Consider the following 23826-nt stretch of genomic DNA (forward strand, 5'->3'; position numbering starts at 1 on the left):
CGGATTTGCGCTGTTTGAGCAATGCGGAACACCCGCCAGCCACAGCTTTGCGAGGGCGGGGGCTCTGTTCGAACACGATCGGCCGCGCGCCGCGCACAGAGCCGTGGTACAGGAATGCAGCTCACCGGCCCGGAATCGCAACCTTGGCCTCGATCGCCCGGAAGATGCGGCCGAAGACTGCGCCCATCAGCAGGTAGCAGGTGCCGGCGATCAGGAAGGTTTCGAAGGGGGCGTAGGTCTTGGCGACGAAGACGCGGGCGGCGCCGGTCATTTCCATGACGGTGACGGCGCTGGCGAGCGTCGATCCTTTCATCACCAGGATGAGTTCGTTGCCGAGTGCAGGAAGGATGGCGCGGTAGGCCTGTGGCAGGATCACCTTGATCAGCAGGATGCGGTGATGGAGGCCGAGCGCCTTGCCCGCTTCCCATTGGCCCGCCGGTAGCTGGCGGATGGCGCCGCCGATCAGTTCGCCGGCATAGGCGGCCGAGTTCAGGCCGATCGCCAGTATGGCGCAATAGACGGGATTGCGCAGCAGCGGCCAGAAGATGCTGTGGCGCACGGCATCGATCTGCCCGAGGCCGTAATAAATGATGAAGAGCTGGACGAGCAGCGGGCTGCCGCGCACCAGGAATGTATAGGTCGAGAGCGGCGCGCGGATCGCCTTCCGGTCCGAGGTCAGCGCCAGCGCGATCGGCAGGGCGAGCAGCTGGCCGAGCGCGAAGCTGGCGATGGTGATCAGGATCGTCAGGAGGAAGCCGTTCTTGACGGCCATGAAGGCGGGCAGGAAGAGATCGAAGGACAGCATGGCTTACCTCATATGCGGCGTCAGCCGCGTCTCGTAGGCCTTGAGCAGCAAGGTCGAGATGCCGGTCACGATGACGTAGAAGCCGGCGGCTGCGAGATAGAAGGCGAGCGGCTGGTGGGTCGCTCCTGCTGCCACCACCGATTTGCGCATCAGCTCCTCGAGGCCGATTACCGAAACGAGGGCGCTTTCCTTGAGGATGACCAGCCACTGGTTGGTGAGCCCCGGCAACGCCTTCACCATCATCTGCGGCAGGACGACGAGCAGGAAGGCGCGCGGGCGACGGAAGCCAAGCGAGAGCGCCGCCTCCCATTGTCCCTGCGCGACGCTGAGAAGCGCGCCGCGCAGGATCTCGGTGAGATAGGCGGCGGAGACGACCGAGAGCGAGGCGATGCCGGCGGTCAGCGCGTCGACCTCGACATAGCGGCCGGCAAGCTTGGTCAGCAGCACGGTGCCGCCATAGAAGATCAGGAAGATCACCAGCAGTTCCGGAAGGCCACGGATCAGTCCGACATAGCCCATGATGATCCGCCGGGTCAGGGAATTGCCATAGACGGCAGCGGGCGCCAGCACGGCGGCGATGACGAAACCGACGACGAAGCTACCGAAGGCGACGATCAGCGTCGTCGTCAGCCCTTGCAGCAGTTGTCCCTGATATTGGTAGAGCGCCTCAAACATGCGGTTCTGCCTCCGGCGCCGATCCGAAGCGGCCGGCGAGTGCGGCAAAGAATTCCGCAGAGAAGCCGATCATGTTTTCGAAATGCGAGACGAGGATGTTTTCGTCGGGCGAATGCAGCATGGCGCCATGATGCGTCAGGCCTGCGCCGAAGAGTGTGGCGCCGAATTTGTGGATGAAGGGATGGGCAAGGCCGGATGCGGCCGAACTTGGCTGGATGATTGCCGGGCGGCCGAACCATTTCTCCAGCAGCTCGGCGCCGAGATCGACAGCCGCATGCGACGGATCGCTTCGGACCCCCAGCACTTCGGCATCGAGAACCTTCAGCGCGATATCGTCAAATCCCCGGGCGTCGAGATGGCGGCGCAGCAATTCGGCGATCTCAACCGGGTTCTGGCCGGGCGCCAGGCGGAAGTCGAGTTTCGCCATGCCGGTGCAGGGCAGCACGGTCTTGGCGCCTTCGCCGTCATAGCCGCCGTGGAAGCCGTTGACGTTGAGGCAGGGCTCGAAATTCAGATGTTCGTAGAAGGTCGCGGCATCGACGCCTTCGAGCAGCCGGCGTCCGCCGGTCTCCTCCTGCAGGCTTTCGAGCGGGAAGGGAGGCTTTGCCGCAAGCTCGCGGCTGCGCGGATCGGGCGCGATGACGCTGTCGTAGAAGCCGTCGATCAGGATACGCCCGCAGGCATCGCGCAACGACGAGATCGCAGTCGCAAGCCGCCAGAGCGGGTTGTCGAAGATGGCGCCGAGGCTTGAATGAAGATCGGCGCGGGCCGTGCGGCATTCGAGTTCGACGGCGAGGATGCCCTTGAAGCCCATCAGGATGATCGGGCGGCCGGATTTGTCGACCTCGCCATATTCCCACCAGCAGAGATCGGCCTTGGTGTCGGGGAAGCGCTTGTCGAGGAAGCGGTTGAGCGAGGGGCTGCCGATCTCCTCTTCGCCCTCGGCGATCCAGATCAGCTTGAAAGGCAGGGGGCCGGGATGGGTCTTGCGGAATTCGCGCCAGCCGGCGAGGCGGCTGACGAACTCGCCCTTGTCGTCGGCCGAACCGCGGCCATAGAGGCGGCCGTCGCGTTCCGAGAGCGTAAAGGGCGGCGCGGTCCAGAGATCGACCGGATCTTCCGGCTGCACGTCATAGTGATTGTAGATCACCAGCGTGAAAGGACCGTCGCCGGTTTCGCCGACCACGAAGGGGCCGACATCGCCGGAATGCTGTTCGGTGGCAAAACCTGCCTCAACGAGAAGCCGTTCGATGCTGTCGGCGCAGGCCTCCATGCCTTCGCCACGGGCGCTGACGGAAGGGATCGCGACGAGATCGGACAGGTCTTTGACGGCGGCGGCAAGAATGTCGGCGGGAATGCGCATAGTGTCTCCTGAAAACGGGAGGCGGGATTACCGCCTCCCGCCTGCCATCACTTCTTGGAGATGTCGTAGCCGAACCACTTTTCGGCGATGGTCTTGACCGTGCCGTCCTTCAGCATCGCATCGACAGCGCCATCGACCTTGGTCTTCAGCTCGGTCTTGCCCTTGCCCATGGCAACGCCCTGGCCCTTGCCGAATTCCGGGAAGTCGGCGCTGGTCAGCAGCGGGCCGGCATAGGCGAGCTTGTCGGCGCCGCGGTCCTTGATGAGCGGCTCCCAGGCGGAGCGTTCCATCAGGCCGGCGTCGATGCGGCCGGCAACGAGGTCGTCGGCGATCTGGTCGGGACGGTCGTAGACGCGCACGTCGGCATCCGGGAAGTGCGCGCGGATGACCTGCTCGTGGGTCGAGCCGGACTGTACGCCGATCGCGGCCTTGCCGAGCGCCTTGGCGAGATCGGCAGCGGACTTGGCAGAAGCGGCATCGCTGCCCGGAGCGGTGACGATGGCGTTCGGCGCATCGGCATAGGCAACCGAGAAGTCAACCTTCTGAGAGCGCTCGTCATTGATCGAGACGCCGGAGATGACGAGGTCGAACTTGCCGACCTGCAGGCCGGGCAGCAGGCCGTCATAGGCCTGGTTCTGCCAGTTGCAGGTTGCGGCGATGCGCTTGCAGATCTCGTCGCCGACATCCTTGTCGAAGCCGATGATGTTGCCGCCGGCATCGACGGATTCCCACGGCGGGTAGTCGGCGCTGGTGCCGATCCGCAGTTCGTCGGCCGAGGCGGCGCCGGCGAGCATCGAGAGAGCGAGTACGGTCAAAAGTCGTTTCATGAAATTCCCCTTTTGTTTGGAAACGGACTCAATCCGCCGCCCGGGACGGGCGGCAGGAATTCTTGGGATGGGTGGAGATCAGGCGGCCGAAGCGGCGGCTTCCTTCAGGAATTGCGAGATACGCTTCAGGCCTTCCTTCAGCACATCTTTGCCATTGGTGTAGCCGATGCGCAGGTAGCCCTCCATGTCCATGGCGCTGCCCGGCGTCAGCATCACGCCCTTCTGGTCGAGCAGACGCAGGCAGAATTCTTCGGAGGTGATCGGCAGGTCGTATTTCAGAAGCGCGGTCGTGCCGGATTTCGGCTTGATCCAGGAAATCAGCGGTTCGGCATCGACCCAGTCGGAGAGGATCGCCAGCGCCGAGCGGGTGATCTCGTGGCTGCGCTTCAGGATCTTGTCCTTGTTCTCCAGCGCGATCGCCGCGAAATGGTCGTCGAGACGGCCGACGCTGATCGTGTTGTAGTCGCGGTGGACGGAGACCGCGTGGATCAGCTCTTCCGGCGCGACGATCCAGCCGAGGCGCAGCCCCGCCAGCGAATAGGTCTTCGACATGCTGCCGGTGCTGATGCCCTTTTCGTAGAGATCGGCGATCGAGGCGGTCATCCCGTCTTCGCCTTGCTGGTCCGTGCCGCGATAGACTTCGTCGCAGAGGATCCAGGCGCCGCATGCGCGGGCGATCTCGACGATCTTTTCGAGATAGGCGCGGTCCATCAGCGAACCGGTCGGATTGTTCGGGTTGTTGATGGCGATCAGCTTGGTGCCCGGCGTTGCCAGCTTTTTCAGCTCTTCGAGATCGGGCAGGAAGCCGGTCTTTTCGGTGAGCTTCAGGATCTGGATATCGGCACCGATGCTTTCGGGGATCGAGTAGTGCTGCTGATAGGTCGGCAGCACGGAGATGACGCGGTCGCCGCGCTCGACGAGCGTCAGGTGAACGAGTGCGTTGGCGCCGATCGCCCCATGGGTGATGACGGTGTTTTCGAGCTTCTGGTTTTCATAGAGACCGGCCACCAGATTGCGCAGGCGAACGCTGCCTTCGATCTCGCCATAGGTCAGCTTGAGCGGCAGCAGTTCGGCGGCGATATCGGTCTTGCCCGCCATGTCGAGCAGTTCCGCGACGGTCAGGGATTCGACGCAGGTCTCGGCCAGATTGAGCTCGCACGTCGTCTCGTACTTGTTCATCCAGATTTCGACGCCGAAATTGCGGATCTTCATGTCATTCTCCTCGGTATTACGATTATTGGCCGCGTGCAGCGGCGAGCAGGGCAACGGCAGCGGCGACATCCTCGAGGCCAAGGCCGATCGAGCGGAAGAAGGCCGGGCGTTCGCGGCTCGGGGCCTTTGCCCGTCCGGCAAGCAGTTCCGGCAGGTCGCCGCAAAGCGCATCCGGGTTCCAGGCGCCGGAAGCGGCGGCAAGCTTCATTTCACCGGCCGAAGCAGGCGTCGTGGCGCGGTAGTCGCAGTACACGTCGAAGCCCGAAAGCGCTGCCGGATCGACTTCATGGGCGTTCGCAACATTGGTACTGATCGAGGTGACGACGGCGGCCTTCGAGAGCGTGGCCGTATCGATGACCGGCTTGCCCGACGAGGTGCAGAGCAGAACGACATCGGCGCCGCGCACCGCCTGGTTGACGTCGGTAAACTTGGTGATGGTGCAGCCAGCAGCGCTCTTCTCGGGAATGCCGGTGCGGCCGGCGATATTCGGCGAGGCGATGCGGATCTCTTTCCACGGCCGGATCGCTTCGGCGTAGCGCAGATGCGCCAGAGCCACCGGGCCGGAACCGACGATGGTCAGCACCGAGGCATCGGCAGCGGCGAGCGCGTCGGCGGCGATGACAGAGGTGGCGGCGGTGCGTTCGGTGGTGAGCTTTTTGGAATCGCAGAGCAGTACCGGTTCGCCGGTTTCCATCGACATCAGTAGCGTCCAGGCCGTGACCAGCGCCTTGCCGTCGCCGGGGATGTAGGGAGAAAGCTTGGCGCCGAAGACCTTTTCGCCAGCGAGAACGCCGAGATAGGTGATGAAGTCGCCGGCATCGCGCGGGAAGAGGCTGAGCGTCTGTGGCGGCTGTACGGCATCGCCGTCGGCCAGCGCCCGGAACATGCGCTCCAGCACCGAGCGGACATCGACTTTCGGAAGAAGCGCCGTGATATCGGCTTCGTGGAGAACGATCGGTTGCGTCATGCTTTCCTCGCCTTTACATGCGGAACAGCCGATGGAACGCAGCTATCCGTTCGCGCGGCCGGATAGGACGCACGGCGAGATCGCGATTGATCTGACTGCCCAATGTGATTAGAGGAAGCCTATGAGCAATATATTGCACAGTCAAGGCGGGGGCGATGTCTTGTCGCATGTTTCTGGGAATCTTCGCAGACTAAGGCAGGCCTCGGGTCTGAGCCAGGTAGCGCTGGCGGAAGCTTCGGGCATCAGTCGGCGGATGATCGTCGCTGTCGAGGCGGGCGATGCCAATATCAGCCTCTCCAGTCTCGACAAGCTGGCGGCGGCCATGGGTGTCGGCTTCGTCGATCTCGTTCGCGATCCGAACCGCACGTCCTCATCCGATATCAACGAAGTGACCTGGCGCGGGCGCGGAGCGGCAAGCTCCGGCGTGCTGCTCGGCACGGCACCCGCCGCGCATGAGACGCAGATGTGGCACTGGTCGCTCGAAGCCGGCGAACGCTACGATGCCGAGCCTGATCCGCAGGGCTGGCACGAAATGATCTTCATCATCGAGGGCGTGCTGACGCTGTCGCTCAGCGGCACCGAGACCGATTATCCGGCCGGAACCTTTGCGATCTACAGCTCGGCGCAGATCTATTCCTATCTCAACAACGGCAGCGAGACCGTTCGCTTCATCAGGAATGTCGTCTCTTAAACGCAGCCGGACCGTCTGCTGTAACGTTTAATCAAATAGAGCAACGAAATCCGAGAGATCGTCTCACTCCGGCTTTCCGGAGTGAGAGAATGTCTCGTTCAGTGGCGTACTGCGAAAGCTGCCTCGATACGCTGACCTTCTTCGGCGATAGCCGGTGCTGCGCTGTTCTGAAGGTCCTGAAGCAGGGAATTGAGCGCCAGGTCGAGGCAATGCGCCGGGAATTCGGCACTCAGCTCCTTGGCATTTTCGCGTGCGAAAGCAATCAGTCTTGCCAGCGACGCCAGCTCCTTCAGCTGCTCTTCGCTCTTCGCATGGGTGACGTCGATGACCGCATCTTCCATTGTCAAACCTCGTCAGATCGCCGCCTTGGGACGTGGCGGCAATGTGACGTTAGGGGAAGTTCTCGCGCGGCGCGCGTGACACAAGCGTGACACACCTGCAGGCATCAGAAAACACTTGCAGATTCAACTTCAAATTCCGCAATCGGCGTGACATCGCCGCTACAGAACATGACAAAGGCGCGAACCTTTCGGCCGCGCCTTCGAAACGTTGATACTGACGGCTGCTTAGCCGTTCAGCGGCTGGCTGGTTTCCGAAGCTGAAGCGCCGACCGCGGTGTCGCGATGGCCTTCGGCCTGCGCCATGGCCTTGACCAGCGAGACGATCTTTTCGCGGATCTGCGGGTCGTTGATCTTCAGGAAGGCGCGGTTGAGCGCGAGGCCTTCCTTGGAGCGCAGGAATTCGGAGACCGGATCGGCCTTCTGCGGCATTTCCAGGCCTTCGAGCGTCAGCGGCTGAGAGTCTTCCTGCTGGAAGAAATAGCTCGGCGGCGCCGAAAGCACTTCGGCGATCTTCTGCAGGCGGCTGGCGCCGATGCGGTTCATGCCCTTCTCATACTTCTGGACCTGCTGGAACGTCACGCCGATCTGATCGGCCAACCTTTCCTGGCTGAGGCCGAGAAGGAGCCGGCGCATTCTTACTCGGGAGCCGACATAGACGTCGATTGCATTCGGGGCCTTGGCGTTCATTTGTTTTTTCCGTTTACCGCGAGGTTCGATGGGCGTCCTTGCGGGAGACCGATCACTTGGGGGGCCAATAGATAGTGTATGAGCTAAGTGAAAAATTCAATCACTACTTCTGGGGATGGACCATTCGCCGCTGCGCGCTTGTGTATATAGTACTTACGGGTGGTTTTGGACATTTTCCGGGCGCTGCGCTTCTGCTTCCAGCCAGGCCCGAAATGCATTTGTTTCCAAGCTCTTCGTTTCCAAGAGGTCGGTCATAACGACGAGCGGGTTCGCAAGGTCAAGGCCGTGCACCCGCCTTCCATGCAGCCAGCTCGCGGCATCGGCCGATATCACGATTGCGAGATTCGCAGGCGACGCCGCGGGCACAGCGCGCAGATGGGAGAGCAGATCGGCAAATTCGGCGGTCGGGGCGAGCCTGACCTGCAGCTCCGGCACGTCCTGCCGGCGGCCGAGGAAATAGGTGGCGGCATATCGGCCGGTCACGGCATAGCCGATCCGATGACTACGGCAGAAGCCGTCGAGTCGCTGCTGAAGTGCCGCCAGATGGTCCGGCGCCAGGGCGAAATGCTGCCAGCGGTTCGGCCGTGACGACGCGGCATGGGGCAGGTTGTCGACGATCGCTTGGGAATGGTCGAGGCGGTAGAGATGAGCGCCGACATCGCGATTCCGGCTGACCCACCCGGCCTGTATTGCTTCAGCGATGGCGGTGCGGGCTGATGTTGCCGAGATGCCGGCAGATCGGCCGAGTTCCGCTGCCGTGAAAGGTCGATGGCGAAGATGCCAGAGGGCGCAGAGCAGCGAGAGTTTGGTTTTTGAAGCGGGGATCGGCTTTGCGTCCAGCATGAGCTCGCCGCGCGGACGGAGATCGACACCGTCCCGAAACACACCCCATCCGGCATCACCGAGCGCAATTGCCAGGGAGGAGGCGGGATCGCCGGTCACGAGAACCGGCGTCACGCCGATCTTTCCGAGTGTTTCAGCGGTGCGCCGGGCCCGCGCCTTCAGGGCCGGCGAGTTGGGGATAGGGGATGCAGGTTCGCGAACCAGCAGCAGCCGCGTCCGCTGCCCGAAGAGTTCGAGTTCCGGCAGACCGGCCGCTGCAACGAGATCGGCGCGCCGGGACGACAGAAGCGTCTCGAACTCGCCGATCACCGCCGCGGCCGGCCGCAACTGCATCAGCCACCGGCCGGAAGCGGAGCGGCGGGATCGATCAGGCCCTGAGCCCGCAGATCCGACCAGAGCGCTGCCGGGATCGGCCAACGCAGATAGGAGAGGTTCTGCCCGAGTTCCTCCACCGAGCGGGCGCCGGGAATGACGCTGACGACGAGCTTGTGCGCCAGCGGAAACTGTAGTGCCGCCGCGGCGAGCGGAACATCGTAGCTGTCGCAGACGGTTGCGAGCTTCGTCACCTTATCGAGTACTTCGGCCGGTGCATTGCGGGTGTTGAAGGTCGCGCCGTTGACCGCGCCGGTCGCCAAAATCCCGGAATTATAGGGGCCGCCGATGACCAGCTTGGTGCCCTTGCGCTCGCAGGCGGGGAGGAGGGTCGCAAGCGGCTCCTGTTCGAGCAGCGTGTAGCGTCCGGCGAGCAGGAAATAGTCGAACTGACCGGCCTCGACGAAATCCGACAGCATCTGCCACTGGTTGATGCCGACGCCGATCGCCTTGATCACGCCTTGCGACCGCAATTCGTCGAGCGCGGGGTAGGCGCCGTCCATCGCTTCCTTGAAGCGGCTGCGGGCATAGGGATCCTCTCCCCTGGCAAAATGGATAGCCTCGTCGGGATCGTGGATTGCCAGCATGTCGATATAATCGGTGCCGAGCCGTTTCAGCGATCCCTCGATCGAGCGCAGCACGGCATCGCGCGAATAGTCGAAATCGGCCCGGAAGGGCGGTGCCTCGTCCCAGAGCACAGGTCTGACCTCGCTCTGGGGGATCGGCACCAGATCGTAGCCGACCTTGGAGGAAATCACGATCTCACTGCGCGGTAGCGTGCGGATCGCCTCCCCGAGCCGCGTTTCGGCAAGGCCGAAGCCGTAGACAGGGGCGGTGTCGAAATAGCGCAGCCCGTTTTCAAAGGCGGCATGCACGGTCTCGTGCGCCACCTTCGGATCTGTCGCCCGGTACATATTGCCAAGGCCCGTTCCTCCCAAGCCCATGGTGGTGACCGTAAGGCCGCCTTTGGTTACGCTTCTCTTCTCCAGATCGGGCATTGCTCTTCCTTGACCATCCTGTTCATCCGGGTGCGAGCGGAACGGGCCGCAGCGCCATCACGAATGGCATAGTGGCACAGAATTTGTCGTACAACAATGTAACCGGACGAATAGATTTTCGAAGGTGGGGATCGCAGCGTGCGGGCTTGCCTTCGGCCCGGGCGGCATATTTTCTTTGCTAAATCGAAACTGCGCTGTCGGATTGTGGCGGCGACGCACGTCCTTGGGATGTCCACGCAATCAAAGGAGGAAACCGAACCATGCCGAGTACCATCCGTCTGCACCGCGTGCTGGCCACCAGCCCTCAGAAGATCTACCGCGCCTTCATCGAGGCCGATGCACTGGCGAAGTGGCTGCCGCCGAACGGCTTTGCCTGCACTGTCCACCACATGGAGCCGAAGGTCGGCGGCACGTTCAAGATGTCGTTCCGCAATTTTACCAACGGCGATAGCCATTCCTTCGGCGGCGAATTCAAGGAGCTGATCCCGGGCGAGCGCGTGCGCTACACCGACAAGTTCGACGATCCGAACCTGCCCGGCGAAATGGAAGTCACAGTGATCCTGAAGAAGGTGTCCGTCGGCACCGAGGTCGACATCACCCAGGCCGGCGTTCCGGATCTCATTCCGCCGGAAGCATGCTATCTCGGCTGGCAGGAATCGCTGCGCAACCTGGCAAAGCTGGTCGAGCCGGAGATCACCAACTGATCTTCCTTCATCGCAAGACGGCGCGCCGAGAGGCGGGCCGTCCTGCCGCGCAGCAAACGCGCAATTGAAAATATCCAAGCTTTAGACATGCTTAATCGCTAATTAACGCTGTCCCCCTACTGTTCACCAAAAGGTCTTTGGCTGCTCTTTGCGTGCGGCGGAGAAGCCTGTGGTCACCGGGGGTTCTTACTGCATGTCTCGCTTTTCCATTCTCGGCCTGGATGCGTCGGCTGTTATCGATGCGCTGAGCCGCTCGCAGGCCATCATCGAGTTCGATCTGAAGGGCAATATCCTGACGGCGAACGAGAATTTCTGCAAAGCGGTCGGCTACCAGCGATCCGAGATCGTCGGCCGCCACCACAGCATGTTCGTGCTGCCCGACGAGGCGAAATCCGAAGAATACCGGGCCTTCTGGGCGAAGCTGGCGCGCGGCGAATACGACCAGTGCCAGTATCGCCGCCGCGCCAAGAGCGGCCAGGAAATCTGGATCGAGGCCTCCTACAATCCGGTCTTCCGCCGCGGCAGACCCTACAAGGTCGTCAAGATCGCCACCGACATCACCGCGATCAAGCGCAAGAGCGCCGAGGATGCCGGCAAGCTCGCCGCGCTGTCGCGCGTCCAGGCGGTCATCGAGTTCACGCCCGACGGGCGCATTCTTGGCGCCAACGAGAATTTCCTTTCGGTGCTCGGATATTCGGCCGAAGAGATCGTCGGCAAGCACCACTCGATGTTCTGCGAGCCGGGCTATGCCCAGTCTCAGGAATATCGCGACTTCTGGGCCGACCTGCGCACCGGCAAGTTCTCGAACGGTCAGTTCATGCGGCTCGGGAAGGATAACAAGCGCATCTTCATCCAGGCCTCCTACAACCCGATCCTCGATCACAATGGCGAAGTCTTCAAGGTCGTGAAATTCGCGATCGACGTGACCGATCGCATGCATGCCGTCGAAGAGCTCGGTTCGGCGCTGGAGCGTCTCTCGCAGTGCAATATCCGCATCACCCTCGACGAGCCTTTCGTCGGTGAATTCGAGCGCCTGCGCCGCGACTTCAACAAGTCGATCGGCGAGTTCCAGAAGACCCTCGTCAACGTTCTCGGCCAGACCGGCGACCTGAGCAAGAGCAGCCAGGAAGTACGCGAAGCCTCGGAGCACCTGGCCGAGCGCTCCCGCGAACAGGCAGCCGCCCTCGACGAGACGACGGCGGCGCTGAGCGAGATCACCGCGACGGTGCGTTCGTCCACTGAAAATACCAAGGAAACGCGCCAGCTCGTCCAGAGCGCCCGCGTCTCGACCGCCGCTTCCACCGAAGTCGTTCAGCAGACCGTCGATGCCATGCAGCGCATCGAGGCCGCATCGCGCGAAATCAGCCAGATCATCGGCGTCATCGACGAGATCGCCTTCCAGACCAATCTGCTGGCGCTGAATGCCGGCGTCGAGGCCGCGCGTGCCGGTGAAGCTGGCAAGGGCTTTGCGGTCGTGGCGCAGGAAGTGCGCGAACTCGCCCAGCGTTCGGCCAATGCCGCCAAGGAAATCAAGGTGCTGATCAACAATTCGGGCGCCGAGGTTCTCGAAGGCGTCCGTCTCGTCGGCGAGACCGGCGAGGCGCTGAAGGAAATCGACGTCCTCGTGAAGCGCATCGACGGCAATGTCGACAAGATTGCCAAGGCCGCGGACGAGCAGACGACGGGTCTCGGCGAAATCAGCAAGGCGGTCGGCCGTCTCGATCGGATGACGCAGGAAAATGCGGCGATGAGCGCCCGCACCACGGCGATCTCGAGCACGCTGGCGCTCGGTGCCGACGCGCTGTCGCAGCTCGTCAGCCTGTTCAAGCTGAACCGCCGCGCCGTGCAGCGCGACGACGGTTCGTCGGTCAAGTCCAACTGGAAGCGTACGGCGGCCTGATGCCGCCGCCCCGCCGGGCGGGCTGACTAGCCCTTGGCGACCATCTCGGCTTCCATCTCCGCAATATCCTGGAAACGGTCGGCGATGCGGGCATGCGGCCTGCCGCCATCGGCGGCGCCGATCGCCACGACGATTTCGTCCGGGCCGGGTGCGTCGGCAATCAGGAAATTGGCGGTCAGGAAATGCGAGCGCTTGCCGCTCTCGCTTTTGTGCATCATCGGCAGCGACAGAAGCGCGCCCGGGCCGTTGCGGGTATTGGCGAATTCCAGGTAGTTGGTGCCGCCGATCGCTTCGCGGAACGGATTGCCGAAGCGCAGCGTGTGGATCATCGCCGAGGCGTGCTCGATCTCGCCGTTGATGCCGACCGCTGCCGCCTTGCCGCAGGCCTCGATCTTGCCGGCATCCATCTGGCGCAGCAGCCGCGTCGTCATCTCATGGCTGAGGTCGCCGGCGATGCGGATGATCTCCGGCCGCAGATCCTCGACGAAGCCGCGCCCGGCCCAGGGGTTCTGGATGACGGCCGCGACGACGACCATGGTCACCGGCCGGGCTGCCGCCTTGCCGCCTTCGACATGCGTTTCTTCGAGGAAGGTGGATATCTTTCTGATGCCGAGTGTCATGCCTTGCGCCGATACGAAATGTTGAAACTCCCAAAAGCCTAGCGGCTAAACGGCGAACGTCTTCCTCCGATCGGCGGAAGGGCGTTGCGTCGGCTTCCATCGAAACGGAGTAGATTTCCGCCGAATGCGCGCGCATGATGCGGGCAGCTGGAGGGAGCGAGGCAGTTTGGATCAGAAGTCTCAGATATTGGCGCTCCGCGACGTCGCAAGCCAGATCAACAGCGGCGGCGATCTGCAGACCGTGCTGCAGCATCTGATCGCGGCAGCCTGCCGCCATGCCCATTGGTCGCTCGGCTCGATCATGGGCATCGATGCGGCGCATGGTTATGCCTGTGTCATCGTCCGCTACGATCCGACGCTGATCGAGCGGCAGCTGCCTGAGAAGTGGGAGCTCGCGACCAGCCCGTCGCTGATCGCCCTGCAACGCAACGAGCCCGTCTATCTCCGCGACGCCCGCGAGTCCGTCGAGTTTCCCGGCTACCGCAAGGAAGCCTTCGAGCGCGATTACCGTACGGTCGTCGTCATGCCGATGAACTGCAAGGACGCGGAGGGCCGGCCGATGGTGCTGAGTGTCATCTCGCGCCAGATCACCGACGTCTCCGAGGACGACCTCGCCTTTCTCGGCGCCATCATCCACATGGGCGCCATCGCCGTCGAGCGCGAACACCGGCTGGAGGCCGAAAAGCGTGCGGCACAGCGGCTCGAGCGGGCGCTGCAGGCGCATACCTCGCTGCTCGAACATGTGCTCAGCGACGGTGCCGTCGCGCCGCTCTCGGCCATGGTCGGCATGATGCTGCCGAACCCGACCGTCGTCGTCGATTTCACCGCCAATCAGGTCATTGCAGGACGCCCGCCGAATGCGCTCTACGATGAGGCCTCCTGGCAGGAAGCGGCAGCGACGACGCTTGCCCGTCCCTTGATGAAGGCGGCACGCGAGGCGATCGATCGCGGCGCGACCGATGCCGCCAGCCTGTTTCTCGATGATGGCGCGCAGCGCTTCAAGATCTCGGCGCGCATCGAGCCGCTGACGGTCGATAATCAGCTGGTCGGTGCATTGATCATCTTCCCGACCTCGCGCGAATTCAGCGATCTCGATTTGTTGATGCTCGACAGCGCCAAGTTCGCGCTCAGCGTCCAGATGATGCGCAGCTTCATCCGCTTCCGCTTCGAGACGAGAACCCAGACCGAACTATTCTTCGAGATCGTCGAGGCCCGCTGGCGCAATGCCGGCGATGTCGCCCAGCGCGCCCAGCGCCTGGGGCTGAATTTCTCGGTGCCGCAGCAGATGATCGTCATCGATTTCCCCGACAAGACGAAAGCCTTCGGCGGTGCCTCCGTCGATGTCGAGCATACGCTTGCCCGCATCATGCAGCAGGCCTCGTTGCAGGCAAACCTGATCGCCATCGATGGCGGCGTCGTCTGCCTCGTGCCCCACGACGCGAGCAAGCGGCAGGAGCGCACGGTCAAGCTGACGCGCCGTATCGCCGAAGAACTCGGCCGCTATTTCGACGAGCCGCCTGTTGTCGTCGCGGGCAATCGCTGCGCGGCGCTGTCCGATTATCCGGCGGCCTGGGAACGCTGCAGCCGGATGATCCGCATTGGCCGGTCCTTTGGGCTCACCGGTGCCGTCTCGGCGCAGGATTTCGGGCCGCTGCCGATGCTGGTGGCGGCATCCGAGGCAGGCGACGTGCGCAGCTTCGTGCAGGAAAGCGTTGGCGCCATCGCCGAGCATGACCGCGAGAACGGCACGCCCTATCTCGAGACGCTCTCCACCTACCTGCAGGAAGGCTGCCGCAGTCAGGCCTGCGCCGATACGATGGGCCTGCATGTGACGACGCTGCGCTATCGGTTGTCGCGCATCCAGGAGCTTTTCGGCGTCGATGTCGAGACGCCGGAAAAGCGCTTTGCCGTCGAGCTGGCGATCCGCCTGCACGGCGTCATCGACAATCGGGTCAGCGCCGAAAAGTAACCTCTGACAGCCGGCATCCGTGGTTTTGCAGCGCCTGCCTCTGGCCATTTTCCCTCTCCTACGGATCACAGCAGAAGTTTTCCGCTCACTCCGTCGAAGCCAAGGAAGAACGGCTGCACCGGCAACGATAGCCTCTCTTCATCAAGCACGAGGAGGCGCTGAGAGATGGTGGAGATAGCGGCAAAGGCGGATGCGCCGATCGACCCGATCGCCCTGCGCCGAGCCTTCGGAACCTTCGTGACGGGCGTCACCGTCATCACCACCCGTGACGAGGATGGCGCGCCGCGTGGCATGACAGCGAATTCCTTCACCTCCGTCTCGCTCGACCCGCCTCTGCTGCTGGTCTGCATCGCCAAGTCGGCTTCCAGCTATCAGGCTTTCACTGGCGCCGGCTGCTTCGCGGTCAATATCCTCCATGAAGGACAGGTCGGCGTATCCGCGACCTTTGCCTCCAAGTCGCCGGACAAGTTCCAGTCCGTCACCCACGACCATATCCATACCGGCGCACCTGTCCTGACCGACAGCCTCACCTGGTTCGACTGCACGACCTACAATACCGTCGATGCCGGTGATCATGCGGTGCTGATCGGCGAAGTCCGGGCTTTCGGCACCAGCCCGACGGCGCCGCTCGGCTTCTGCCGCGGCCGCTACGCCAGCGTCAAGGATCCGCTGCCATCGGGCTGGCTCGCCTCCCATGGGATGATCATCGGCTATCTCATCGAAGCCGGCGACGGCCTGCTGTTGCGCTCGGATGGCAAGGGTGGCTGGGTGCTTCCCTCGGCGCGCCGCCGCAAGGCCGACAGCCAGCTGGTGGTCGAAGGCGGAGATGCGCTGAGCCTCGTTCCGGAAGAGACTTTCCTCTATTCCGTCTTCGATGTAGCCGACAGCGATCCCGGCTATCTCGTCTATCGTGCCCGGTTGGCGGGCGAGGGCGCGGGCGTCAACCTGCCTGCAGACCTCCGCTTCTTCGCCATCGACGATCTGCCCTACGAAGCGATCGCCACCCACGAACTGCGCTCCATGCTGCGCCGCTACGTCCGCGAGCGGCAGGCCGGCCGGTTCGGCATTTACATGGATTCAGACGACGGCGGCCGCGTCGCGATGATCGACGGCGAAGCCCGTGCCTGGATCCAAGCCTCCCAAGACCAAGGACAGTGACATGAAGACGACGGTAAGCTCCATCGAAGGGTCGCGACAGGGCCTGTTCATCAACGGCGAATTCGTGGCGCCGAAGAACGGCAACTACATCGCCAGCTACGACCCGACCACCGGCGAGCGCTGGTACGATCTGGCCGAAGCCGATGCCGACGACGTCGCATCTGCGGTCGCCGCCGCAAATGCCGCCTTCCGCAATCCGGCCTGGCGGCGCATGACGCAGACCGACCGCGGTGCGCTGGTGCGCAAGCTCGCGGAACTCGTCCGCGCCAATGCCGATACGCTTGCCGAGATCGAGACGCGCGACAACGGCAAGCTGCTGAAGGAAACTCGGGCGCAGATGCGCTCGATGCCTGATAGCTATCACTATTTCGCCGGCATGGCCGACAAGCTGCAGGGCGACACGATCCCGATCAACCGGGCCGATACGCTGAACATCAACCTGCGCGAACCGCTCGGCGTCGTCGGCATGATCACGCCCTGGAATTCGCCGCTGATGCTGCTGACCGGCACGCTGGCGCCATGCCTGGCGATCGGCAACACCGTCGTCATCAAGCCATCGGAGCATGCGACCGCCTCGACGCTGGCGCTGGCCGAACTGATCCATGAAGCCGGCTTCCCGGCCGGCGTCGTCAACGTCGTCACCGGCACCGGCAAGAGCGCCGGCGAGGCGCTGACCCGCCATCCGGGCGTTGCCAAATATGTCTTCACTGGCAGCACCGCGACCGGCCGCCGTATCGCCGGCAATGCCGCGCAGAACCTCGTGCCCTGCTCGATGGAGCTCGGCGGAAAGTCGCCGCACGTGGTCTTCGGCGACGTCGAGATCGAGCATGCCGTCAATGGCGTCGTCTCCGGCGTCTTTGCCGCTGCCGGGCAGACCTGCGTTGCCGGTTCGCGCTGCTTCGTTGAAGCCAGCATCTACGACAAGTTCATCGATGCGCTGATCGCCCGCACCGCCCGTATCCGCGTCGGACTGCCGACGGTCGACGATACCGATATCGGCCCGCTGGCGCTCGCTGACCAGCTTTCCAAGGTCGAAGGCTACGTCGCCTCGGGTGTCAAGGAAGGCGCCAAGGTCGCGGCCGGTGGCCGCCGCCCGCAGAAGGAAGGTCTTTCGAGCGGCGGCTGGTACTACGAGCCGACCGTCATGGTCGATGCGCAAAACGACATGGGCTTCATGCGCGACGAGATCTTCGGCCCGGTAGTCGGCGTCATGCCGTTCCGCGACGAGGCGGAGATGATCGCGCTCGCCAATGACAGCCATTACGGCCTCGCCTCCGGCATCTGGACCAAGGATATCGATCGGGCGCTTCGCTTCGCCAACCAGATCGAGGCCGGCACCGTCTGGGTCAATACCTATCGCTCTGCCTCCTTCATGTCCGCCAATGGCGGCTTCAAGGAAAGCGGCTACGGCCGGCGCGGCGGCTTCGAGGTGATGCATGAGTTCTCACGGCTGAAGAACGTCATCATCGATTATTCCGGCGCCATGCAGGACCCCTTCGTCATCCGTCTGAAGTGACGGCACGCACAAAACTGAACCCGAAAGGGAGGCTAGCAGATGAAATTCGCAGTATCGCTGACCATGGAACGCTTCTCGCCCGACATCCCGATGTCGACGGTCAAGAACAATCTCCTGCAATTGGCACGGATGGCCGACGAAGGCGGCTTCGAGGCGCTCTGGACTGCCGAGCACCACACGATCGAATGCACGATCTCTCCCAATCCGTTCCAGACGCTGGTCTGGCTGGCACAGCACACTGAGCAGATCCGCCTGGGTACCTCGACGCTGGTGGCGCCGTACTGGACGCCGATCCGTCTCGCCGGCGAATCCGCGCTCTGCGATCATCTGACCAACGGCCGCCTGGAATTCGGCATCGCCCGCGGCTCCTATCAGTATGAGTTCGACCGGATGGCCGGCGGCATGCCGCAGCAGGAAGGCGTCGCCTACATGAAGGAGATCGTCCCGGCCGTGAAGAAGCTCTGGGCCGGCGATTATGCTCATGACGGGCACTACTGGAAATTCCCGACCGCCACCTCAGTGCCGAAGCCGCTGCAGCAGCCGCATCCGCCGATCTGGGTCGCGGCCCGCGATCCGGGCTCCTTCGACTGGGCGATCGCCAATGGCGCCAGCATCCTTTCCACGCCGCTCTCGCAGCCGGCAGCCGAGATCCAGGTTCTGGCCGACAAGTTCAACAAGGCAGTTGCCGATCATCCCGAGGTACCGCGCCCGCGCTTCATGATGCAGCGCCGCACCTGCGTTTACGACAAGGCCGACGGCTGGGAACTGGCGGTCAAGCACAGCATGGATTACGGCCGCGCCTTCGAAAACCTGATGCAGAATATCGGCAATGTCCGCGAAGGCTTCCCGGAAGCGGTGCCCTATGAAGCGGTCAAGGGCAAGGACAACTACAATCCGGACAATATCCGCAAGAACCTGATGTTCGGCACGCCCGACGATGCGATTGAGAAGCTGCTGGTCTATGAAGAAGCTGGTGTCGATCAATACTGCCTCGGCCTGACCTTCAACCTGCCTTTCGAGCTGCAGAAGCGGACGATTGAGCTGTTCGTCAAGGAAATCATGCCCTTCTTCGCGGCCCGCGAAAAGGACAAGCAGCGCAAGGCGGCGGCAGGCTGACATGGCAGAGGCACAGCGCCATACCGTCGGAGACGTGACGCTCAACTACCGGATTGATGGTAGCGGCGATCCGCTGGTCTGCATCCACGGCGTCGGCTCCTATCTGGAGGCCTGGTCGGGTGTGGTCGAGCGCCTGAAGGACAGTTTTACGATCCTGACCTTCGACCTGCGCGGCCACGGCCAATCGAGCCGGGTAAAGGGCCGCTACGAGATCGACGATTTCGTCAACGAGGCGCTGGCGCTCGCCGACAAGGCAGGCTTCTCGAGTTTCAATCTCGCCGGCTTCTCGCTCGGCGGGCTGATCGCCCAGCGCCTGGCGCTGACCCACCTCGACCGGCTGCGCAAGCTGGTGCTGCTCTCCACGGTGGCCGGCCGCACGCCGGAGGAGCGGACGCGGGTTCTGGAGCGCCTCGCAGCGCTGCGGGCCGGTACGCCAGCCGACCACCATAATGCCTCGCTGTCGCGTTGGCTGACCGAAGAATTCCAGGCCGCGAACCCGGAGGTCATCGCACGGCTTCGCCAACGCGATGCCGAGAACGATCCGGAATGCTATGCGGCCGCCTACCGCGTGCTTGCCGAGACCGACTTCGGTGGCTTCCTCGACCAGATCCGTTGCCCGACGCTGATTGCGACGGGCGAGGACGATGCCGGATCCAATCCGCGCATGGCCCGCTACATGCACGAGCGCATCCCGGGCTCGACGCTGTCGATCCTGCCGGGCCTGCGCCATTCCATTCTCATCGAGGCGCCGGAAACGGTGGCGAACCTGATGCGCGGCTTCCTGGCCGCCAAGGAGACGAACCATGGATGAGGCGCTCAGAAAGAGCGGCGAGGCCGTTCGCCGCAAGGTACTGGGTGACGACTATGTCGACCGCGCCATCAACGGCGCCGACAGCTTCTCGGCACCGTTTCAGGATGTGCTCAACGAATATTGCTGGGGCACGGCCTGGACCGACGAAGGGCTCGACCTCAAGCAGCGCAGCCTGCTCAACCTCGGCATGCTGGCGGCGCTGAACCGCATGCATGAATTCGGCATCCATTTTCGCGGCGCGATCCGCAATGGCCTGACCGATGACGAACTGAGGGCAGCACTCGTGCAGATCGCGGTTTATTGCGGCATTCCGGCCGGCGTCGAAGCCTTCCGGGTCGCCCGCTCCATTCGCGACGAGATGCGCCAGAAAGGAGAGCTCTGACTTCCATCGATTCAAGGAAGCGACCGGCCTGCGGCTGCTTCAAATCGCCGGAAGACGAAAAGGTCTCTTCGACATCAAGATTGCATGACGGTACGGGAATGAGCCCGGGCCAAAAACCAAGAATGACAATAAAGGGAACCATCGCATGAACAGACTGACCAAGATTTCCGCAGCGGCAGCATCGCTTGCCGTGGCCTTCGCCGCACTCCCGGCCAATGCCGGTGCCGTCCTCGACCGCGTCATGGCGGCCAAGGACCTGAAGGTTGCGACCGACGCCAACTGGGCGCCGCAATCCTTCATGAACGAGAAGAACGAACTCGATGGCTTCGACGTCGATGTCGCCAAGGATATCGGCAAGCGTCTCGGCGTGAAGGTCGAATTCGTCACGCCCGGCTGGGACATCATCACCGCCGGCAACTGGGCGGGCCGCTGGGACATGCATGTCGGCTCGATGACGCCGACCAAGAAGCGCGCCGAGATCTTCGATTTCCCGGCCGTCTACTATTACACCCCGGCAGCCGTTGCCGTTCACAAGGACAGCAAGGCCACCAAGCTTTCCGATCTCGACGGCAAGGTGGTCGGCACCACGGCAACCTCGACCTTCGAAGCCTATGCCAAGGGCGACCTGACGCTCGATGCCGCCGGCGCGCCTCCCTTCAAATACGAGTTCAAGCCGAAGGAAGTGAAGTCCTACGCCAACTCGACCACCGCCTTCGACGACCTGCGTCTCGGCGACGGTACCCGTCTCGATGCCGTCGTCTCCTCGCTGCCGAGCATTCTCGACGCTGTGAAGGCCGGCTACCCGATCAAGCAGATCGGCGACCCGGTCTTCTACGAGCCGCTTGCCGTTGCGATCGAGCATGGCGACAAGGAATTCAACGACAAGATCGCTGAAGCCGTGAAGGGCATGCAGGCCGATGGCACACTGAGCAAGCTCTCCGTGAAGTGGTATGGCGTAGACTATACGGTCGTAAAGTAACCACCGCCAGAAGCGGACGGTCCGGGCAACCGGACCGTCGATTTGCCGCAAGGGACAAGAGATGCTTTATCCCGATACCGTCGAGTCTGAAGTGCTCGTCCATAAGCCGTGGTTCATCGCGACGATGTTTGCGGTCGTGCTGGCTTTCTTCCTGATGTTCAACATGACCGGCACGGCGATGGGCGAATTGATGCGCCCCGTGATCGGCGATCCCGCAGCCAGCGGCCTTTACGGACGTTTCGCGATCGCCTTCGTCATCGCCGTCATGTTCGTGCTCAATGTCGTGCTGATCGGCTTTGCGCCGCTCAGGGTGCAGATCGCCGTCGTCTGGCTGGAACTGTTGCTTCTGTTCCTCGCCTTCTTCGCGACCTTTCATCTGAGCCTGCCGTTCATCGCCGAAAAACTGCCCTTCATGATTACCCAGGGACTGGTGACGACGATCTATGTTTCGGCGATCTCGATCGTCATCGCCTCGGCGATTGCCATTCTCGGCGCCGTCGCCAAGCTCTCGACCAATGGCTTTGCCTATGCGATCGCCAGCTTTTACACGTCGTTCTTCCGCGGCCTGCCGCTCCTCATGCAGGTCTACCTGATCTATCTCGGCCTGCCGCAGCTCGGCTTCGTCATCGATGCGGTGCCGGCCGGCATCCTCGCCCTGTCGCTCTGCTACGGTGCCTACATGACGGAGATCTTCCGCTCGGGCATCCAGAGCATCGACCGCGGCCAGTGGGAAGCCTCGCGCTCGATCGGCTTCGGCTTCGGCATCACCATGCGCAAGATCATCCTGCCGCAGGCGCTGCCGGTCATCATTCCGCCGACCGGCAACCAGTTCATTTCCATGCTGAAGGACAGCTCGCTGGTCTCCGTCATCGGCGTCTGGGAGCTGATGTTCCTCGCCCGCACGCTCGGCCAGAAGACCTTCCAGCACATGGAAATGCTGATCTCGGCCGCCATGCTTTATTGGATCATGTCGATCTGCCTGGAGCTCATCCAATCCCGCATCGAGCGTCACTACGCCAGGAGCAAAGTCCGATGAACGGCGACAAGATCATCGAAGCGAAAAACGTTTCCAAGTGGTACGGCGCCTTCCAGGTGCTGAAGGATATCAACCTGACGGTCAGCAAGGGCGAGCGCATCGTCGTCTGCGGTCCCTCGGGCTCCGGCAAGTCGACGCTGATCCGCTGCTTCAACCGGCTTGAGGCGCATCAGGAAGGCGAGATTTCGGTCAACGGCATCACGCTGCACAACAAGATGCGCAATGTCGGCGAGGTCCGCAAGAATGTCGGCATGGTGTTCCAGCACTTCAATCTCTTTCCGCATATGACGGTGTTGATGAACTGCATGGTCGGGCCGATGTGGATCAAGGGCGTGCCGGAGGCCGAGGCCAAGAAGACGGCGCTGAAATTTCTGGAGCGCGTGCGCATTCCCGAACAGGCCAACAAATATCCGATCCAGCTCTCGGGCGGCCAGCAGCAGCGCGTGGCGATTGCCCGCTCGCTCTGCATGCAGCCGGCCGTGATGCTCTTCGACGAGCCGACCTCGGCGCTCGACCCGGAAATGGTCTCGGAAGTGCTGGAGACCATGACCGGGCTTGCCAAGGACGGCATGACGATGGTCTGCGTGACGCACGAAATGGGCTTCGCCCGCGCCGTCGCCGACCGGGTGATCTTCATGAATTCAGGGCAGATCGTCGAGGAAGGCAAGCCGAACGACTTCTTCACCAATCCGCAGCACGAGCGGACCAAGCTGTTCCTCAGCCAGATTCTCAAGCACTGAGCGGCTTCTGCCGCTCAGGCCCTGGCGAAACGCAGGCACATCGGCGTGCCGATGCGAATGCTCTTGCCGGTATCAACCAGCGATCCGGCTTCCGCATCGCGGGCAAAGATGCTGACGACGTCGCTGTCCTGATTGGCACAAAGCAGGTGGCCGCCTTGCGGGGCGATCGCGAGATTGCGCGGCGTCCGGCCACCGCAGGGGACCTGACCCATTGGCGACAGCCTGCCGGTCTCGGCATCGACCGCGAAGACAGCGATGCTGTCATGGCCGCGATTGGCGCCGTAGAGAAACCGTCCGTCAGGCGAAATCTGCAGGTCGGAGGCGTGGTTTGCAGCAGCGGCCTGCTCGGGAATGGTCGCATAGACGCCGATCTCCTCGAGTGACTTGCCGCCCGCGCCGATCCGGTAGCTAGCCACCGTCGAGTCGAGCTCGTTGATGACGAAGACGAAGCGCCCGGACGGATGCAGCGCGACATGGCGCGGTCCGGCGCCTGGCCGTGTGGCGGTCTCGCTGATCTTTTCGAGTTGCCCGTTTTCCAGGCTGTAGACCGTCAGCCGGTCGGTGCCGAGATCGGCGACCAGCAGCAGATTGGGCGCAATCTCGGTGACGCTGTGCGGATGGCTGCGTTCCTGGCGGGCGGTATTGGGGCCGGTGCCGGATTGCGCGGCGCTGATGCGGCCGGGCGCCAGCGAGCCGTCTGCCCGGCGTTCGAAGGCGACCAGTGCCTGATCCGGGCCACCCGCACCCATCGCGTAATTAACGACGAGGAGATGCCGTCCATCCCGGGAAATCGCGTTATGCGCCGTCGTTGCGCCAAGCGAAGGCTGCATGTTGAGGTGGTCGAGGCGTCCGGCCTTCCCGTCGAAGGACAGGGCAGTGACCAGACCCTCGTACCAGCCCTCGATCTCGGAATTGGCATAGACGAGGCTGCCGTCCGGCGTCGGCGAGAGGAAGGTCGGATTGACGATCTGCGGGGCGGAAGCCAGCCGCTCGGCCGTCAGAGTCTCGTCATCGAAGAGGTGGACCGAGAGGCCGTCGCCGTTCGCGCCTTCGAAATAGGAGGTCGGCTGGTTGAGCGTGCCGATGAAGAGCAGATGTTTCATGGCGGGTCGCC

24 protein-coding genes are annotated in these 23826 nt (G+C 63.0%); 12 read left to right on the plus strand and 12 right to left on the minus strand.

Annotated features, from left to right (window positions below; all coding sequences use genetic code 11):
• Nucleotides 1-121 precede the first annotated feature (121 nt).
• The 6 genes from ACODR6_RS04635 to ACODR6_RS04660 form a co-directional block, all read right to left on the minus strand.
• The gene (locus tag ACODR6_RS04635; protein ID WP_489021117.1) at nt 122-805 is read right to left on the minus strand and encodes an ABC transporter permease; all 684 of its coding nucleotides are present in this window, start codon (nt 803-805) and stop codon (nt 122-124) included.
• Between the two features lie 3 nt (nt 806-808).
• Nucleotides 809-1480, minus strand: a complete 672-nt coding sequence (locus ACODR6_RS04640; RefSeq protein WP_199625672.1) for an ABC transporter permease — start codon at nt 1478-1480, stop codon at nt 809-811.
• Nucleotides 1473-2843, minus strand: coding sequence for a M20/M25/M40 family metallo-hydrolase (locus tag ACODR6_RS04645; protein ID WP_489021119.1), 1371 nt, complete (start codon nt 2841-2843; stop codon nt 1473-1475). Before ACODR6_RS04645 ends, ACODR6_RS04640 begins: the two co-directional genes overlap by 8 nt.
• A 47-nt stretch (nt 2844-2890) precedes the next feature.
• Nucleotides 2891-3670: a transporter substrate-binding domain-containing protein gene (locus ACODR6_RS04650; RefSeq protein WP_112714739.1), complete on the minus strand. Its 780-nt coding sequence runs from the start codon at nt 3668-3670 to the stop codon at nt 2891-2893.
• 78 nt (nt 3671-3748) lie between these two features.
• The gene (locus ACODR6_RS04655) at nt 3749-4882 is read right to left on the minus strand and encodes an aminotransferase (RefSeq protein ID WP_489021122.1); all 1134 of its coding nucleotides are present in this window, start codon (nt 4880-4882) and stop codon (nt 3749-3751) included.
• 22 nt (nt 4883-4904) lie between these two features.
• Nucleotides 4905-5849 carry an ornithine cyclodeaminase family protein gene (locus ACODR6_RS04660; protein WP_489021124.1) on the minus strand — a complete coding sequence of 315 codons (945 nt, stop codon included), beginning with the start codon at nt 5847-5849 and terminating at the stop codon, nt 4905-4907.
• A gap of 121 nt (nt 5850-5970) precedes the next feature.
• On the opposite strand from ACODR6_RS04660, the gene ACODR6_RS04665 reads away from it, so the two are divergent.
• Entirely contained in the window at nt 5971-6540 is a 570-nt protein-coding gene (locus ACODR6_RS04665) for a helix-turn-helix domain-containing protein (RefSeq protein WP_112714745.1), read from the plus strand.
• Between the two features lie 98 nt (nt 6541-6638).
• Here ACODR6_RS04665 and ACODR6_RS04670 read toward each other — a convergent pair whose 3' ends face one another.
• The 4 genes from ACODR6_RS04670 to ACODR6_RS04685 form a co-directional block, all read right to left on the minus strand.
• Nucleotides 6639-6881: a hypothetical protein gene (locus tag ACODR6_RS04670; protein ID WP_112714747.1), complete on the minus strand. Its 243-nt coding sequence runs from the start codon at nt 6879-6881 to the stop codon at nt 6639-6641.
• 225 nt (nt 6882-7106) lie between these two features.
• Nucleotides 7107-7568 (minus strand): helix-turn-helix domain-containing protein, encoded by a 462-nt coding sequence (locus ACODR6_RS04675; protein ID WP_112714749.1) that lies wholly within the window; start codon nt 7566-7568, stop codon nt 7107-7109.
• A gap of 153 nt (nt 7569-7721) precedes the next feature.
• Nucleotides 7722-8828, minus strand: coding sequence for a hypothetical protein (locus ACODR6_RS04680; protein WP_489021127.1), 1107 nt, complete (start codon nt 8826-8828; stop codon nt 7722-7724).
• Nucleotides 8744-9781 (minus strand): aldo/keto reductase, encoded by a 1038-nt coding sequence (locus ACODR6_RS04685; RefSeq protein ID WP_489021129.1) that lies wholly within the window; start codon nt 9779-9781, stop codon nt 8744-8746. Before ACODR6_RS04685 ends, ACODR6_RS04680 begins: the two co-directional genes overlap by 85 nt.
• Nucleotides 9782-10041: 260 nt before the next feature.
• Between ACODR6_RS04685 and ACODR6_RS04690 the strand changes: the two genes are divergently transcribed.
• Together ACODR6_RS04690 and ACODR6_RS04695 are read left to right on the plus strand one after the other, a co-directional pair.
• The gene (locus ACODR6_RS04690; RefSeq protein WP_203430299.1) at nt 10042-10485 is read left to right on the plus strand and encodes an SRPBCC family protein; all 444 of its coding nucleotides are present in this window, start codon (nt 10042-10044) and stop codon (nt 10483-10485) included.
• Nucleotides 10486-10678: 193 nt separating this feature from the next.
• On the plus strand, nt 10679-12385 hold the full coding sequence (locus tag ACODR6_RS04695; RefSeq protein WP_489021131.1) for a methyl-accepting chemotaxis protein: 1707 nt from the start codon (nt 10679-10681) through the stop codon (nt 12383-12385).
• 26 nt (nt 12386-12411) lie between these two features.
• On the opposite strand, the gene ACODR6_RS04700 is transcribed toward ACODR6_RS04695, so the two are convergent.
• Nucleotides 12412-13005: an amino acid synthesis family protein gene (locus tag ACODR6_RS04700; protein ID WP_489021133.1), complete on the minus strand. Its 594-nt coding sequence runs from the start codon at nt 13003-13005 to the stop codon at nt 12412-12414.
• 166 nt (nt 13006-13171) lie between these two features.
• On the opposite strand from ACODR6_RS04700, the gene ACODR6_RS04705 reads away from it, so the two are divergent.
• From ACODR6_RS04705 to ACODR6_RS04745, 9 genes are all read left to right on the plus strand, one after another.
• Nucleotides 13172-14974 carry a helix-turn-helix domain-containing protein gene (locus tag ACODR6_RS04705; RefSeq protein WP_489021135.1) on the plus strand — a complete coding sequence of 601 codons (1803 nt, stop codon included), beginning with the start codon at nt 13172-13174 and terminating at the stop codon, nt 14972-14974.
• A gap of 165 nt (nt 14975-15139) precedes the next feature.
• A complete protein-coding gene (locus tag ACODR6_RS04710; protein ID WP_489021137.1) occupies nt 15140-16132 on the plus strand; it encodes a flavin reductase in 993 nt (330 codons plus the stop codon).
• A 1-nt stretch (nt 16133) separates the two neighbouring features.
• Entirely contained in the window at nt 16134-17648 is a 1515-nt protein-coding gene (locus ACODR6_RS04715) for an aldehyde dehydrogenase (protein WP_489021139.1), read from the plus strand.
• Between the two features lie 39 nt (nt 17649-17687).
• Nucleotides 17688-18764 carry an LLM class flavin-dependent oxidoreductase gene (locus ACODR6_RS04720; protein WP_489021141.1) on the plus strand — a complete coding sequence of 359 codons (1077 nt, stop codon included), beginning with the start codon at nt 17688-17690 and terminating at the stop codon, nt 18762-18764.
• A gap of 1 nt (nt 18765) precedes the next feature.
• Nucleotides 18766-19575, plus strand: a complete 810-nt coding sequence (locus ACODR6_RS04725) for an alpha/beta fold hydrolase (RefSeq protein WP_489021143.1) — start codon at nt 18766-18768, stop codon at nt 19573-19575.
• Nucleotides 19568-19957, plus strand: coding sequence for a carboxymuconolactone decarboxylase family protein (locus tag ACODR6_RS04730; protein WP_112714771.1), 390 nt, complete (start codon nt 19568-19570; stop codon nt 19955-19957). Before ACODR6_RS04725 ends, ACODR6_RS04730 begins: the two co-directional genes overlap by 8 nt.
• Nucleotides 19958-20102: 145 nt before the next feature.
• A complete protein-coding gene (locus ACODR6_RS04735) occupies nt 20103-20936 on the plus strand; it encodes a transporter substrate-binding domain-containing protein (protein WP_130280511.1) in 834 nt (277 codons plus the stop codon).
• 61 nt (nt 20937-20997) lie between these two features.
• Nucleotides 20998-21972, plus strand: a complete 975-nt coding sequence (locus tag ACODR6_RS04740; RefSeq protein WP_112714775.1) for an amino acid ABC transporter permease — start codon at nt 20998-21000, stop codon at nt 21970-21972.
• Complete coding sequence (locus tag ACODR6_RS04745; RefSeq protein ID WP_281438215.1) at nt 21969-22712, plus strand: amino acid ABC transporter ATP-binding protein; 744 nt, start codon at nt 21969-21971, stop codon at nt 22710-22712. The genes ACODR6_RS04740 and ACODR6_RS04745 overlap by 4 nt, the downstream gene beginning before the upstream one ends.
• A gap of 14 nt (nt 22713-22726) precedes the next feature.
• Here ACODR6_RS04745 and ACODR6_RS04750 read toward each other — a convergent pair whose 3' ends face one another.
• Nucleotides 22727-23815, minus strand: coding sequence for a lactonase family protein (locus ACODR6_RS04750; RefSeq protein ID WP_489021147.1), 1089 nt, complete (start codon nt 23813-23815; stop codon nt 22727-22729).
• Nucleotides 23816-23826: the final 11 nt, after the last annotated feature.

It is taken from the genome of Rhizobium sp. FG96, from assembly GCF_057808655.1.